12 protein-coding genes are annotated in these 13,957 nt (G+C 71.1%); 5 read left to right on the forward strand and 7 right to left on the reverse strand.

The genetic code is table 11. The features are described from left to right. Together AC1DSA_RS22625 and AC1DSA_RS22630 are read right to left on the reverse strand one after the other, a co-directional pair. Positions 1-6,163 (reverse strand): glucoamylase family protein (locus AC1DSA_RS22625; RefSeq protein ID WP_477893153.1); only part of this gene is annotated, 6,163 nt, incomplete at its 3' end. A 31-nt stretch (positions 6,164-6,194) separates the two neighbouring features. Further along, entirely contained in the window at positions 6,195-6,326 is a 132-nt protein-coding gene (locus AC1DSA_RS22630; protein WP_477893154.1) for a hypothetical protein, read from the reverse strand. A 128-nt stretch (positions 6,327-6,454) separates the two neighbouring features. Here AC1DSA_RS22630 and AC1DSA_RS22635 point away from each other — a divergent pair, with 128 nt between their 5' ends. The 4 genes from AC1DSA_RS22635 to AC1DSA_RS22650 all read left to right on the forward strand — a co-directional run bounded on the left by AC1DSA_RS22635 (position 6,455) and on the right by AC1DSA_RS22650 (position 8,868). Beyond that, complete coding sequence (locus AC1DSA_RS22635; RefSeq protein WP_477893155.1) at positions 6,455-7,198, forward strand: Crp/Fnr family transcriptional regulator; 744 nt, start codon at positions 6,455-6,457, stop codon at positions 7,196-7,198. Between the two features lie 131 nt (positions 7,199-7,329). Then, positions 7,330-7,719: a DUF4345 family protein gene (locus AC1DSA_RS22640; RefSeq protein WP_477893156.1), complete on the forward strand. Its 390-nt coding sequence runs from the start codon at positions 7,330-7,332 to the stop codon at positions 7,717-7,719. 58 nt (positions 7,720-7,777) lie between these two features. Then, the gene (locus tag AC1DSA_RS22645) at positions 7,778-8,245 is read left to right on the forward strand and encodes a GNAT family N-acetyltransferase (protein WP_477893157.1); all 468 of its coding nucleotides are present in this window, start codon (positions 7,778-7,780) and stop codon (positions 8,243-8,245) included. Positions 8,246-8,394: 149 nt separating this feature from the next. After that, positions 8,395-8,868 (forward strand): hypothetical protein, encoded by a 474-nt coding sequence (locus AC1DSA_RS22650; RefSeq protein WP_477893158.1) that lies wholly within the window; start codon positions 8,395-8,397, stop codon positions 8,866-8,868. Positions 8,869-8,892: 24 nt separating this feature from the next. Here the strand turns inward: AC1DSA_RS22650 and AC1DSA_RS22655 are convergent, their stop codons facing one another. The 5 genes from AC1DSA_RS22655 to AC1DSA_RS22675 all read right to left on the reverse strand — a co-directional run bounded on the left by AC1DSA_RS22655 (position 8,893) and on the right by AC1DSA_RS22675 (position 13,148). Continuing rightward, positions 8,893-9,678, reverse strand: coding sequence for an alpha/beta fold hydrolase (locus tag AC1DSA_RS22655; protein ID WP_477893159.1), 786 nt, complete (start codon positions 9,676-9,678; stop codon positions 8,893-8,895). Between the two features lie 15 nt (positions 9,679-9,693). Beyond that, the gene (locus tag AC1DSA_RS22660) at positions 9,694-9,867 is read right to left on the reverse strand and encodes a hypothetical protein (RefSeq protein ID WP_477893160.1); all 174 of its coding nucleotides are present in this window, start codon (positions 9,865-9,867) and stop codon (positions 9,694-9,696) included. A gap of 256 nt (positions 9,868-10,123) precedes the next feature. Continuing rightward, positions 10,124-10,900 carry an enoyl-CoA hydratase/isomerase family protein gene (locus AC1DSA_RS22665; protein ID WP_477893161.1) on the reverse strand — a complete coding sequence of 259 codons (777 nt, stop codon included), beginning with the start codon at positions 10,898-10,900 and terminating at the stop codon, positions 10,124-10,126. Then, complete coding sequence (locus AC1DSA_RS22670) at positions 10,897-11,862, reverse strand: Bug family tripartite tricarboxylate transporter substrate binding protein (RefSeq protein WP_477893162.1); 966 nt, start codon at positions 11,860-11,862, stop codon at positions 10,897-10,899. Before AC1DSA_RS22670 ends, AC1DSA_RS22665 begins: the two co-directional genes overlap by 4 nt. Positions 11,863-11,918: 56 nt before the next feature. Continuing rightward, a complete protein-coding gene (locus AC1DSA_RS22675; RefSeq protein ID WP_477893163.1) occupies positions 11,919-13,148 on the reverse strand; it encodes a pyridoxal-phosphate-dependent aminotransferase family protein in 1,230 nt (409 codons plus the stop codon). 115 nt (positions 13,149-13,263) lie between these two features. Here AC1DSA_RS22675 and AC1DSA_RS22680 point away from each other — a divergent pair, with 115 nt between their 5' ends. Continuing rightward, positions 13,264-13,947 carry a GntR family transcriptional regulator gene (locus AC1DSA_RS22680; protein ID WP_477893164.1) on the forward strand — a complete coding sequence of 228 codons (684 nt, stop codon included), beginning with the start codon at positions 13,264-13,266 and terminating at the stop codon, positions 13,945-13,947. The last annotated feature ends 10 nt before the right edge of the window (positions 13,948-13,957 follow it).

A 13,957-nucleotide genomic window follows, 5' to 3' on the forward strand; every position in this document is an offset into this window, starting at 1 on the left:
GCGCGACCCGGCGCTCGGGCACGCGCTTGCGGCCGACCTGGTCGGCCAGCGAGCCCAGCCGGTCGCTCAGCACGACGCGCGCCACCGACTGCAGCAGCACGCGGTCTTCCAGCGCGATCTGCTCGGCCTGGCGCACGAAGATGCCGCCGGGCCGGTCGACCTCGTGCGACTCGATGCTGCCGGCGATCAGCCCCAGGATGTGGTCCTGCAGGCGCTGGCGGTACACGTCGCGTTCCTCGTTCCAGATCACCAGGTCCACCTGCAGGCCCTTCAGTCGCCACCACGCGTGCGCCTGCACCAGCTGGTGCACCAGCGCGATGTTGGCGGCCTCGCCGACCTGCAGCAGCACGATCGGCAGGTCGCCGGAGATCGCATAGCCCCACAGGCCCGACTGGGCCCGCCGGTTGCGCACCAGCACGCTGGCCTGCGCCCGCAGCGCGACGTCGGAATGGACCACGCTGTTGGCCAGCCGGGCATAGAGCTGCGCGTCGGCCTCGCTCGCATTGAGCTGGCGCAGGCTCACCTGGCTGTGGGTCCAGGCCAGTTCGAACACCCGGTCGGCGAGCCGGCGGTCCATGTACTTGCGCACCAGCGCGAGGCAGGCCTCGCGGCTGTCGGCGGCGCCCCAGACCAGGTCGATCACCGCCGTCTGCTCGGGCTCCAGCGTGACGACCCGCCGGGTCGCCAGGATCGGGTCGAGCACCGCGCCGCTGCTGCCGGACAGCGGCGTCGCGTCGCACAGCGCCGCCGGCGCCTGCAGGCTGCGGCCGCGGCCGATGAAGCGCGCGCGGTCGCTCTCGTGCGAGGCGGGGCCGGCGTCGGCGCCATGCACCGCGACCAGGTGGAACATCGAAGGCACCGGGTCGTCGGCCGAGCGCGGCCGGCGCGTGCACAGCAGCGCCGCCGGCTCGGTGACGATCTCGGTCTGCAGGAACAGCTTGCTGAAGGCCGGATGCTGCGCGTCGGACGCGGCGGTCGCGAGCACCGGCTCCGTGTAGCTGGTCACCTCGATGGTTCGCCTCGTCCGGCCCGTGTTGGTCAGCCGCAGGCGGCGCAGCTCGATGTCGTCCTCGGGCGAGACCACGATCTCGGTGTACGCCTCGATGCCCTGGTCGCGCCGGCGGAACTCGGCCCGGCCCTCGGTGAAGATGGTCTCGTCCTGGTCCGGTCGCCAGCGCGTGGGCTGGTGCGTGGCGGACCAGAAGGTGCCGGTCTCCACGTCGCGCAGGTAGCAGAAGGTGCCCCACGGGTCGGCGGTGCCGTCCTCGTGCCAGCGGGAGACCGCCAGGTCCTTCCAGCGGCTGTAGCCGCTGCCCGCGTTGGTGAGCATCACGTGGTAGCGACCGTTGGACAGCAGCTGCACCTCGGGCACCGGCGTGTCGGGCGTGGTGATCAGGCGCAGGGGCGTCTCGGCGCCGGCCACGTTGCCGCGGTCCTCGGCCGGTTCCGCGGACTCCTGGTGGAATTCGATGCCGCGGGGAATGCGCTCCTGCAGCAGCAGCAGCGTGGCGCGCAGCCGCGGCTCGGACTCGAAGCGCCGCTGCATCGGCCCGTCGAGCAGCACCTGCGCCAGCGCCAGCAGGCTCATGCCCTGGTGGTGCGCCATGTAGGAGCGCACGATGGCGCGCGTCTCGCCGCGCCGCAGGCGCGAGGGCGTGTAGTCGATCGCTTCGTAGAAGCCGTAGGTGCCGGCCGCACCCTCGCCGGCCAGCCGGTGCAGGTTGAGCACCGCCGCGGCGGGATCCACCATGAGGGCCAGCACCGTCGCATACGGCGCCACCACCAGGTCCTCCGCGAGTCCCCGCTGCAGCCCCAGCCCCGGCGCACCGAAGGCGCGGTACTGGTAGTTGAGGTGCGCGTCGGTGAGGTTGTAGCCCGACTCCGACAGGCCCCAGGGCACGCCGCGCTGCCGGCCGTAGTCGATCTGGCGTTGCACCGCGCCGCGCACCGCCTGGTCGAGAAGCGTGTTCTCGTAGGTCGGCATCACCAGCATGGGCATCAGGTACTCGAACATCGAGCCGCTCCAGGACAGCAGCACCGCGCGCCCGCCCAGGGAGGCGGACTGGCGTCCGAGCGAGAACCAGCTCTGTTGCGGCAGCTGCGATTGCGCGATCCCGACGAACACCGCCAGCCGCACCTCGGAGCCCAGCAGGTCGTAGTAGCCGCTGTCGCGGCGCCGGTCGTCCACGTTGTAGCCGATGGTCAGCAGGTGGCAGCTTGGGTCGTACAGGAAGGCGGCGTCCATCTCGGCCAGCGCACCGGCGCGCTCGGCCAGCGCCTGCAGCGCCTCGCGGTGCGCGAGCAGCGCCGACGGGTCCAGGGCGACGCCGTGCGCGCGCGCCGCCTGCGGCTCGAGCTGCCGCAGCGCGTCGTCCGCCGCGGCGCACTGCGCCACGAGCGCGCGCACCCAGCGATCGGCCTCGGCGTGCTCCGCGGCCGGACGCAGGCCGAACTCGGCGAGGATGGCGACGGCGCAGCGGCGCAGCTCGTCGAAGGCGTGCGGGTCGGGCGTCCCCTGCACCAGCGCCGTGTGCGTGTCCAGCAGGGTGTCGAAGCGGAGCATGGAGGCCACCGGCCGGTCGCCGCCGGTGAGCTGCTGGCGGGCCACCCCCAGCGTGTCGCGCAAGCCCTCGAACAGGCGCAGCCACTGCGGCGTGCCCTCGGCCAGCAGCAACAGGCCGGCGCGCAGGGTGAGCAGGTGGCCGGCCAGGTTGCCGCTGTCCACGCTGGAGACGTAGGCCGGGCGCAGCGGCTGCAGCGAACGGGTGTCGTACCAGTTGTAGAAGTGCCCGTGGAAGCGCTCCAGCTGGTCCATCGTGTCGAAGGTGGCCGCGGTGCGTTCGACCAGCTGGAGCTCGGTGAGGTAGCCGAAGTCCCGCGCCGCCAGGTTGGCCAGCAGCGACAGGCCGATGTTGGTGGGCGAGGTGCGGTGCGCGACGCGCTGCTCCGGCACCTCCTGCATGTTGTCGGGCGGCAGGAAGTGGTCGTCGGCGGTGACGAAGGTTTCGAAGAAGGCCCAGGTGCGGCGGGCCAGCTGGCGCAGTTCGGCGGACTGCGCGGCGTTGAGCGCGCTGCGCGCCCGGGGCAGCGGCTGGCTGATCCACCAGACGATGGCGGGCGAGGCGAACCACAGCGCCAGCACGGCGAAGGCGGCAGGCAGTGCGTCGGCATGCCACGCCGCCAGGGCGATGGCCACGGTGAACGCGAAGGCGGGCGCGATCCACATGCGCCGCAAGCCCGCGAACAGGTCGCCCACCGCCGATGCGGCGCGCCGGCCTTCCGCCTCGATCGAGGGCTGCCACTCCAGCAGCCGGCGGCCCGACAGCCGCAGCCGCCAGACCGTGCGCAGGATCGCGTCGAGGCTGACCCAGGCTTCGTAGGGCAGGCAGGCCAGCGAGAGCAGCGCTTGCGCGGTCCGGCGCAGTGTCGCGGGCGCCAGCGCCGCCAGGTGTTGCGACCACGGCAGGTCCGCCGGCTTGCGCACCAGGTCGGTGGCCAGGTCCAGCAGCCCGGGCAGGAAGAAGACGGCCAGCGCCGCCAGCGTCCACAGCCAGGCGGGCTGCACGACGGTCCAGCCCAGCACGAACAGCGCGGTGAGCGCGGCCGGGGCCAGGCTGCGCCGCAGGTTGTCCAGGATCTTGCAGCGTGACAGCGCCGACAGCGGGTTGGGCACGGCGACCATGCGCGGGCTCGCCGGGTCGCCGGGGTCGGCCACCGGCAGGCGCAGGCGGGGCAGCAGCCAGCCGGCGATCTGCCAGTCGCCGCGCATCCAGCGGTGGCGCCGACGCACGTCCGCGTCGTGGCGCGAGGGCGAATCCTCCACCAGTTCGACATCGCTCAGCAGGCCGCTGCGCGCATAGCAGCCTTCCAGCAGGTCGTGGCTCAGGACCAGGTTCTCCGGCAGCCGTCCGCCCAGCACGTGCTCGAACGCCTGGACGTCGTAGATGCCCTTGCCGATGAACGAGCCCTCGCCGAACAGGTCCTGGTAGACGTCGCTCACCGCGCGTGTGTACGGGTCGACGCCGGGATCGCCGCCGAACAGCCGCCCGTACAGGGAGCGGTTGGCGGCGGTCAGGCTGACGCCCACGCGCGGCTGCAGGATGCCGTAGCCCTCCACCACGCGGGGCGCGTCCGGTGGCCCGCCGAAGCGCGGACGGTTCAGCGGGTGCGCCATGGTCGCGACGAACTTCCAGCCGGCGTCGCGCGGCAGCTGGGTGTCGGTGTCGAGCGTGATGACGTAGCGCACGTCCTCCAGCAGAGCGAGCTCGCCGACCACGGCGGCAAAGCGCCCCGTGTCGCCCTCGCGCAGCAGCGCATTGACGTCGGCGAGCTTGCCGCGCTTGCGCTCGTAGCCCATCCAGACGCCCTCGCCCGGGTTCCATTGGCGCGGCCGGTGGAACAGGAAGAAGCAGCCGGCGTCGGGATATTTGTCGTTCAGCGCCTCGATGCCGGACCTCGCCGCGCGCAGCAGGTCGCCGTCGCGCGCCTCGTGTTCGGTGCGCGCATCCTGGAAGTCCGTCAGCAGGGCGAAGCGCAGTTGCGGGTCGCGGTTCGCGAGGTAGCGCACTTCCAGCGCTTCGACGAGCGCGGCGATGCCCTCTTCGCTGCCCAGCATCGTGGGCACCACCACCAGGGTGCGGTCCGACGCCGGGATCCCGCGCGAGAAATCCATGCGCGCCAGCGCCTTGGGCCGCACCAGCAGGCCCACCAGCCAGTTCACCAGGCTCACGGCGAGCTGGCTGGCCGCCAGCAGCAGCACCAGCCCCGCCGCGACCAGCCAGGTGCCGGGCCGCACCCGCAGCCACGCGACGGAGTCGCCGGCTCCGGCCCACCACAGCAGCAGGACGGGCAGCAACAGGCTCGCGCCGACGATGCCGCCGCCATACCAGGCGAGCGGGTGGCGCGCGACCGCGCGGCCCAGGCGGGCGGCGGTACCCAGGCGCATGCCGACGCGGGCTTCCGTGACGGGCCTGCCGGGCCCGACCAGGTGGTAACCGACGTGCGACTGGCGCGGATCGTCGGCCGGGCCATCGCGCGGCGCTTCGGCGGCGAGCGCAACCGCTGCCTCGGCCACCGCGTCCTCGCTGGCATCGCTGAGCCGGGCGATGCGCTCCACCGCATGGCGGTAGGCGTCGCGGGTGGCGAAGTCCATGTGGGGATAGACGCCGGCCGGATCGCCGCGCAGCGTGCGCTCCATCGTCGACAGGCTCTCGACGAACTCGCGCCAGTCGGTGGCGGCGAGCAGGCGCAGGCTGCCGATGCTGTTGCTCACCGAGACCTGTTCGGCCGCCTGGTGCTGCGCTTCCATCTGCACGAGCTGTTCGGCGCGCTGGTGGCTTTCGGCGAGTTGCTGTTCCAGCCAGCTGAGTGGCAGCGCCAGGGCGGCACTGTGGCCATGCAGGCGGCGCACCAGTTCGGCCACGAACGGCGCGGTCATCGGCGGCTCCGAGCGCGCCATGTCGGCCACCACCAGGATCAGCCCCTTGGGATCGCGGTCGGCCACCTCGAACATGCGGTCCGACCACTGGGCCGCGAGATTGCGTTCGGCCAGGCTGGCGGCCACCTGCACGGCGACGCGCCGCAGGTTCTCGATCAGCGCCAGCCGCAGCATGATCGGGAAGGCCCACAGCTCGCCCAGCAGCAGCGGACTGACCGTCTGGTAGGCCGCGACGAAGCCGGTCAGCGAGGGCAGCTCCAGCCGGCCGTCCCCGTGCGCCACCGACTGCACGGCGAGGTCGTAGACGCGCGGCAGGCCGGCGCCCGGCCCCGTGCGCAGGCGCGGCAGCTCGCGGCTGTAGCCCGTGGGCAGGAAGCGCGCCGCGGTGCGGGTCTCTTCCTGCAGCAGGTAGTTGTTGTCCACCAGCCATTCGCCGGCCGGCGTGGTGCGGCACTGCGGCCCCTGTTGCTGGCACAGGAGGGCACAGACGGCGGCGAGCGTGCGGCGGTTGTCCGCCAGGCGGGGCAGCAGGCGATCGGTCGCCCGCGTGAGTTCCCAGACGTGCGCGGCGGCCAGCGCGCGGCCGTGCCGCTCCATCTGGTCGGCGCTGAGCACCTCCGCCCGCAGCGGCGCATCACCGTAGGCCTCGTCCACCGCGGCCCACGAGGGCGCGATGCCCGCGAACGCGTGGCGCGGGCGCAGCCGGGAGCGGACCCAGGCTGTCACCGGGTGCTGCCCCAGGTCACGGCCGGCTGCCCTACTTCTTGGGCCAGCGGGCCCCGGCGTTCGGTGCCGGCGCGTGGGCGGCGACGGCGGGGACGGGCGCGGGCGCCGGCTTCTTCTTCTCCTTCTTGGCTTCCTTGTTTCCGCGTTGTTGGCCCTTGGGCATTGCGATCTCCTTGTTGCACGCCCTTCACTCTGGGGCCGGGCCCGCCGTCCGTCTGTGCGCCACCGTACGGACGCCGCTATGTGGTCCAGCGCGCAGACGCAGGCATCATTTGCGTCCACGCTGGCGCGATGAAGGACAACCCGCCGGCCCCGGAACCCGGATCCGCCGTCCGCGCGAACCGCCTGCTGGATCGGCTGGCGGGGTCGAACCGCGAGCGCTTCCTGGCCAGTTGCGAACCCATCGACCTGGAGGCCGGCCAGATGCTCATGCGTCCCGGCGTGCGCGCCACGCACGCCTGGTTCCCGATCGACGCCATCGTCTCGCTGGGCATGGCCGAGGGCGGGGAGCAGCATTCCTTCGAAGTGGGCCTGGTCGGGTCCGAAGGCATGGTCGGCATTCCGCTGCTGCTGGGCTCGAACGCCTCGTCGCTGCGCGCGACCGTCGTGCGGCCGGGCGCGGCCCTGCGCATCGCGGCGGCGCCGCTGCGCCTGCAGTTGCGCTCCAGCGAGGCCTTCCGGGAGCGCATGCAGCAGTACGTGCTGGTCTCGCTCACGCAACTGGCGCAGGCGGCCCTGTGCACGCGCTACCACCGGGTCGAGGAGCGTCTTGCGCGCTGGCTGCTGATGACGCAGGACCGTGCGCCCCGCGGCCCGGTGTACGCGACGCACGAATTCCTCGCCGCCGCATTGGGCGTGCGGCGCGCCGGCGTCACGCACGCAGCGGCGACGCTGCAGCGGCGGCAGCTCATCGCCTACCACCGCGGCGTGCTGACCGTGCTGGACCGCGCGGGCCTGCAGGCCGCTGCCTGCGGCTGCTACGCCGCGGACCGTGCTTCCTATGCGCAGGGCATGAAGGGGCCGGCCCTGGCGTGAAGCGCGGTCGGGTGCGGACGCTGGCCTTCGTCGCCGGCTTCCTGGCGCAGGCCATGGTCGCGTTGCAGATCCTGGGCAAGTAGCGGCGTCCGCCGCACAATGGCCTTCGCCCCCTGCCCGCGAGGTACGCCATGTCCACTGCGCAACGCATCGTCCAGGTCTGCCTGTTCCTGGTCGCGCTCATCGCCCTGTTCGGAGGTTCGCTGCAGATGTCGCTCGGGCAGCCGGAGACCTCGCCGCGGCTGGACAACTTGCACCGCTTCATGGCGGGGGTGTACCTGGCGATGGGCGTGATCAGTTTCTGGGCCGCGATGACGATCCGCGAGCAGGGCACGCTGGTCTACCTGATCGCGTTCGGCGTGCTGATGGCGGCCATCGGACGCCTGCTCTCCATCAGCAAGGTGGGGCTGCCCGAGCCGGCGGCGGTCTGGCTGGCCTACCTCATTCCCGAGCTGGTGTTCCCCTTCGTCATCGCCGCGGCGCACTGGGCGACGCAGCGGCGGGGCGCTGCCGCGGCCTGACCCGCGCACCGGCGCGCACCGCGCGCTTGCCGTACGATGGCGGCGCAGGAACCCGCCGATGCTCACCGACGCCGTCGTCCGCCTCGCCCTCCCCGCCGACGCAGCGGCCATCGCCGCCATGTCGCGCGAGGCCATCGAGCACGGGCTGCCGTGGAGCTGGCGTCCCGAGCGCGTCGCCCGCGCGATCCGCGACCGCGACACCAACGTGGCGGTGATCGGCGAGCCGGGCGCGCTCGCCGCCTTCGGCATCATGTCCTACCGCGCCGACGACGCGCACCTGCTGCTGTTCGCGGTGCACCGCCACCGCCGCCGCCTGGGCGTGGGCAGCGCCCTGCTCCAGTGGCTGGAGGACGTCGCGCGCACCGCCGGCTGCCGGCGCATCCGGCTCGAAGCGCGCTGGGACAACGTGGCGGCCCGCAGCTTCTACAACGAGCACGGCTACCACGAGCGCGTCATCCGTCCCGCGATGTACAGCGGCGTGCTCGATGGCGTGCAGCTGGAAAAGTGGCTGCAGCGCGCGCCTTGATGCGCGACGCAAACTGAAGCATTAAGCGATTCCCTGCGCTGTTGTCGCGGCACAGCGCGAAGGCACGCATTGCTTGTCCTGCGCGCAGGGCCACCCCTAGGATTCGCACGGCAGAGCCATTCCAACAACCAGGGAGTTCCAAGCTTCACATGAACCGCACCGTCCACGTCCTCACCCTCGCCGCCGCGCTCTCGCTGGCGGCCTGCGCCAGCAAGCAGCCTGCGCAGGAAAGCGCGCCGGCTGCTCCGGCCGCCGCCGCGCCGTCCACCGCCGCCTCGACCACCGCATCGCCCAAGGGCAAGGTCGTCAAGTCGCGCGACGGCAAGTTCGAAGGCGAAGTGATCGGGCAGGCCCGCCCCGGGAGCAAGTTCGCCAAGCTGCAGATCGGGATGCAGATGTCGGAAGTGCAGAACGCGTTCGGCCGCGCCCCCGACCGCCTGCACACCTACGAGTCGGGCAAGCGCTGGATTCCGTTCTACTTCGGCAACGACGCGCGCCGCATGCAGGTGCTGTACAAGGGCGAGGGTTGCCTGATCTTCACCGACGGCAATGCCTGGGGCGGCGCCGGTGGCGACCTGGTGACGATCGAGCACGACGCATCGGGCGCCTGCTACCAGCCCTGAGCGCCGCGACGCGCGCGCACGGGCCTAGGAGCGGCCGACCAGTTCGCGCAGTTCCCGCAGCACCAGCCACGGCTCGGTGAGCTGCGGGAAGTGCCCACTGCGCTGCGCGATCACCTGTTCGCCCAGCGGCGACAGGCGCGCCAGGGCCTGCTGGTTGGCGCGCTTCGCACCCACCGCGCCAGGTGACATCAGCCAGGCCTTCGGCGTGAGGCCGCCGGTGATCACGCGCACCGGCACCTGCGGAAAATCACCGGCGGAAGCGATCTCGCGCACCGTGTCCTCCACGCAGGCCAGCTCGCCGTGGACGTTGCGGCGCAGGAAGACCTGCGGCAGCACGAGCATCTTGCCCAGCATGCGCACCAGCTGCGTCTCGTGCTGCTTCAGCGCGGCGTGGTCGTCGGGATGCGTCGCTTCCAGGAACAGCACGCCGGCCACCTCCTGCGGATACAGGCGCGCGTACAGGTTGGCGAACAGGCCGCCCAGCGAGTGCGCCACCAGCACATAGGGCGGCTCCAGACCCGCGTAGCCCAGCAGCTCGCGCAGCGCGCCGAGCACCCGTGCGCCTGTTTGCCGCTCGCGCGGCGGGTCACTGCCCTGCATGCCGAAGCGGTTCCAGCCGAAGACCCGCCCCAGGTGCTCGATGTCCGGGTACAGCGGCCCCCAGCCCTGCAGGCTCACGCCGGCGCCGCTGAACAGCAGGATGGCGGGTGCGCCGGCACCGGACACCATGTACGTGAGCCGCCCGCTGCGGGTCTGCAGCGCGAGGATGGGCGGCAGGACGCCGATGCGGCCGGGAGCGAAGTGGTGCATGCGCTCCCGTCGCGCTCAGGCGCCGGCGATGCCCACGATCACGATGCCGGTGCCCTGGCAGTTGGGGCAGCGGGCCACGCCCAGTTTTCCGGTGCCGCCGCATTGCGGGCACGGCTTCTCCCCGGTGCTGGGCGTGCCGGCGAGCGCCTGGTCGCCCGGCGCCATCGGCGGCTGGGCACCGATGGGCACTTGCGCACCGGCGGCCGCGGGTGGCGAGGAGTGACTGGGTGGACCAACCGGAAGGTCCAGCGAGGCTCCCGGATCCTCCTCGCCGGCGACGGAGGTCAGCAGATCGTCGGGATCGTTGCCACGCACGGGGGCCTGGGAGCCCGACGGGGAATCTTTCGGTGTGCCGGCCATGGTGCGCCCTCGGTGATCGCTTCCATCCTAGGCAGCGCGAGCACGGCGCTGCGTAGGACGAAAGCCCTCCAGGGGACCGACGAGCTCAGCGGCCTTTCCAGGCGGGCGGCCGCTTGGCCACGAAGGCCTGCACGCCTTCGCGGAAGTCCTCGCTGCCGTAGGTGCGGCGGATCAGGTCCTCGGCTTCCGGCAGGTCGTGGCGCAGCAGGCGGCTGAGCGCCTCCTTGCTGACTTGCTGCGTCACCGGCGCCAGCGACGCGAGCTTGCCGCACAGCTTCTGCGCGGCGGCCTCGATGCCCTCGGGCGCGACGACCTCCATCACGTAGCCGCAGGCCTGCGCCTCCTCGGCGCCCACCAGGTCCGCCAGCAGCAGCAGGCGCTGCACGCGCGGCCGGCCGAAGGCGGCCACGAGACCCGCCACGTTGGCGATCGACAGGCAGTTGCCCAGCGTGCGCGCGATCGGCACGCCGAACTTGCTGGCCGGCGTGGCCAGGCGGAAGTCGCAGGTGCTGGCGATGGCCAGGCCGCCGCCGATGCACCAGCCCTGCACCACCGCCACGGTGGGCATGGGCAAGGCGGCCAGCAGCTGCATCGTGCCGTCGATCTGGCGTTCGTACTGCACGCCGCGTTCGCCGTCGAAGTCCTGGAACTGCGCGATGTCGGTGCCGGCGACGAAAGCTTCGCCGCCGGCGCCCTGGAAGCGCACCACGCGCACCGAGCGATCGTCGCGCAGCTGCTCGCAGATCGCGCGCAGCCGCTCGTACATCGCCCAGGTCATCGCATTGCGTGCCTCGGGCCGGTCGAAGGTGACGGAGGCAATGCCGCCGGACACCTCGAGGTGGACTGCGCCCTCTTGGCTCACGCGTCCACTTTGACGTTGGCTTCCTTGATCACCTTGGCCCACTTGGCCAGCTCGGTGTGCATGAACTGCGCCATCTTCTCGGGCGATCCGCCGCCGTCTTCGGCGCCGGAGGCCTCGAGCTTCTCGATCACGTCGGGCATCACCAGCGCCTTGTTCACGTCCTCGTTCATGCGCTTGGCCAGGGCGGGCGACATCTTGCCGGGGCCGACCAGGCCGTACCAGGTGGTCGCATCGAAGCCGGGGAAGCCGGACTCGGCCATCGTCGGCACGTTGGGGTGGCCGGCCGCGCGCTTCAGGCGGGTCTGCGCGATCGCGACCGCCTTGCCGTTCTTCACGTGCGGCGTTGCCGCCGTCATGGTGTCGAAGCTGTACTGCACCTGGCCGCCGATCAGGTCGGTCAGCATGGGGCCGGAGCCCTTGTACGGCACGTGGATCGCCTTCACGCCGGCCTGCAGCATGAACATCTCCAGCGCCAGGTGCTGTGCCGAGCCCGCGCCGGCGGAGCCGAAGCTGATGTTGCCGGGGTTGGCCTTGCACAGCGCGACCAGGTCCTTCACCGTCTTGGCCGGTTGCATCTGGCCGCAGATCAGCAGGTTGGGCGTGACGCCCACCATGGCGATCGGCTGGAAGTCCTTCTCGGCGTCGTAGCCCAGTTTCTGCAGGTTGGGGACGATGGCGTGGCTGTTGATGTGCGCCATGTGCAGCACGGTGCCGTCGGCCGGCTGCTTGGCCACGTAGTCGGCGGCGATGGTGCCGGAGGCGCCGGCCTTGTTCTCGATGATGACCGTGGTCTTCCACATGTCGGCCAGCTTCTGGCCGATCACGCGGGCCAGCAGGTCGGTGCCGCCGCCGGGGGCGAAGCCCACGATGATGCGCACCGGCTGCGTGGGCAGCTGCTGCGCGCGCGCCATCGGCAGGGCGATGGAAGCCGCGACTCCCGTCACGAAGGTTCTGCGTTGCATGTTGTCGTCTCCAAGGGTTGAAAGGGGTCCGAGATGCCTTGCGGAACCTCCCGCGCTCAAGCCGCCTTCTGCAAGGCGACCGGCGCCGGATGGCCCGCGAAATACTCCATCGCTGCCGCGACGCCCGAACCCGCCAGCTTGACGCCGGACAGCTTCAGGCCCATCTCGCAACCCGACAAGGCTGCCATGAGGGTGAGGTCGTTGCAATCCCCCAGGTGCCCTATTCTGAACATACGGCCCTTCACCTTGCCGAGGCCCGTGCCCAGCGACAGATCGAACCGTTCGTAAATAAGTTTGCGTACCGCGTCGGCGTCCACGCCCTCGGGCATCACCACGCCGGTCAGCACCGGCGACTGGGTGGCGGCCTCCACGCACTGGATCTCCAGGCCCCAGGCCCGCACGGCACTGCGCACGCCCTCGCCCCAGCGCTGGTGCCGCGCGAACACGCCCTGCAGGCCGCCGAAGTGCGGGTCCAGCAGCATGTCGATCGCTTCGGCCAACCCATACAGGAGGTTGGTGTTGGGCGTATAGGGCCAGTAGCCGGTCTTGTTCATCTCGACGATCTCGTCCCAGGCCCAGAAGGCCTTGGGCAGCTTCGCGGACTTGCTCGCCTCGATCGCCTTGGGCGACAGCGCGTTGAAGCTGATGCCGGGCGGCAGCATCAGGCCCTTCTGCGAGCCGCTGATGGTGACGTCCACGCCCCATTCGTCATGCTTGTACTCGGCGGAGGCCAGGCCGGAGATGGAGTCGACCATCAGCAGCGCCGGATGCTTGGCCGCGTCGATGGCACGGCGCACCGCCACGATGTTGCTGGTGGCGCCGGTGGAGGTCTCGTTGTGCACCACGCAGACCGCCTTGATGCTGTGTTCCTTGTCGGCCTTCAGGCGCTCCTCGATCAGGTGCGCCTGCACGCCGCGCCGCCAGCCCTCCACGCCGGGCAGGCCCAGGAACTCCGGCTTGATGCCCAGGCGCGTCGCCATCTTCTGCCACAGGGTGGCGAAGTGGCCGGTCTCGTACATCAGCACGTGGTCGCCGGGGCTCAGCGAGTTGGACAGCGCCGCTTCCCAGGCGCCGGTGCCGGACGCCGGATAGATCACCACCGGGTGCTTGGTCTGGAAGATCTGCTGGATGCCCTTGAGCACGCGCAGCCCCAGCACGCCGAACTCCGGGCCGCGGTGGTCGATCGTCGGATAGCTCATCGCGCGCAGGATGCGGTCGGGAACCGGGGACGGACCGGGGATCTGCAGGAAGTGGCGGCCGGTGGGATGGAAGTCGAGCGTGACCATGGTGGTGGGTTGGTTGGTGTGGCCGCCATTTTTTGCATACAAAATTCCGATGTCAAGAGCTTTCACCCGCAAATAGGGAATTGGAGCCATCCCTTTTTTGCATACAATCGGCTCCATGACGGCAGAAGTGATCCCCATCCCCCGGGCGGCCCTGCATGAGCAGGCGGCCCAGCGCCTGCGCCAGATGCTGGTGGAAGGACGCATCGGCCCGGGCTCCAAGCTCAATGAGCGCGAGCTCTCCGAACTGCTCAAAGTGTCGCGCACGCCGCTGCGCGAAGCGATCAAGATGCTGGCCGCCGAAGGACTGGTGGAGCTGCTGCCCAACCGAGGCGCGGTGGCCGTGCAGCTCACCGAGCAGGACATCCTGGACACCTTCGAGGTGATGGCGGGGCTGGAGGCGCAGTCGGGCGAACTGGCCGCGCAGCGCATCACGCCGCAGGAACTGGCCGAGATCCAGGCCATGCATTTCGAGATGATGGCCGCCTACACCCGGCGCGACCTGTCCACCTACTACGCGCTCAATTCGCGGATCCACGCGGCCATCAGCGCCGCCGCCAAGAACCCGGTGCTGGCGCAGGTCTACACCCAGGTCAACGCGCGGCTGCAGGCGCTGCGCTTCCGCTCCAACCAGGACGGCGAGAAATGGAAGCGCGCCGTGAAGGAACACGAAAAGATGATCGAAGCGCTGGCCAAACACGACGGCGCCGCGATGCGCGAGGTGCTGCTCGCCCACCTGCGCAACAAGCGCGAGGTGGTGCTGGACCAGATGCGCGAGGCGCAACGCAAGGAGGCGTCGTGAACTCCGCAAG

Source organism: Ramlibacter sp. P4_H7 (assembly GCF_056400765.1).

Coding starts and splice junctions, on each gene's coding strand:
- AC1DSA_RS22630 (WP_477893154.1), bottom strand. CDS start 6,326: ATGCCCAAGGGCCAACAACGCGGAAACAAGGAAGCCAAGAAGGAGAAG.
- AC1DSA_RS22650 (WP_477893158.1), top strand. CDS start 8,395: ATGAACCGCACCGTCCACGTCCTCACCCTCGCCGCCGCGCTCTCGCTG.
- AC1DSA_RS22640 (WP_477893156.1), top strand. CDS start 7,330: ATGTCCACTGCGCAACGCATCGTCCAGGTCTGCCTGTTCCTGGTCGCG.
- AC1DSA_RS22655 (WP_477893159.1), bottom strand. CDS start 9,678: ATGCACCACTTCGCTCCCGGCCGCATCGGCGTCCTGCCGCCCATCCTC.
- AC1DSA_RS22670 (WP_477893162.1), bottom strand. CDS start 11,862: ATGCAACGCAGAACCTTCGTGACGGGAGTCGCGGCTTCCATCGCCCTG.
- AC1DSA_RS22635 (WP_477893155.1), top strand. CDS start 6,455: ATGAAGGACAACCCGCCGGCCCCGGAACCCGGATCCGCCGTCCGCGCG.
- AC1DSA_RS22645 (WP_477893157.1), top strand. CDS start 7,778: ATGCTCACCGACGCCGTCGTCCGCCTCGCCCTCCCCGCCGACGCAGCG.
- AC1DSA_RS22675 (WP_477893163.1), bottom strand. CDS start 13,148: ATGGTCACGCTCGACTTCCATCCCACCGGCCGCCACTTCCTGCAGATC.
- AC1DSA_RS22680 (WP_477893164.1), top strand. CDS start 13,264: ATGACGGCAGAAGTGATCCCCATCCCCCGGGCGGCCCTGCATGAGCAG.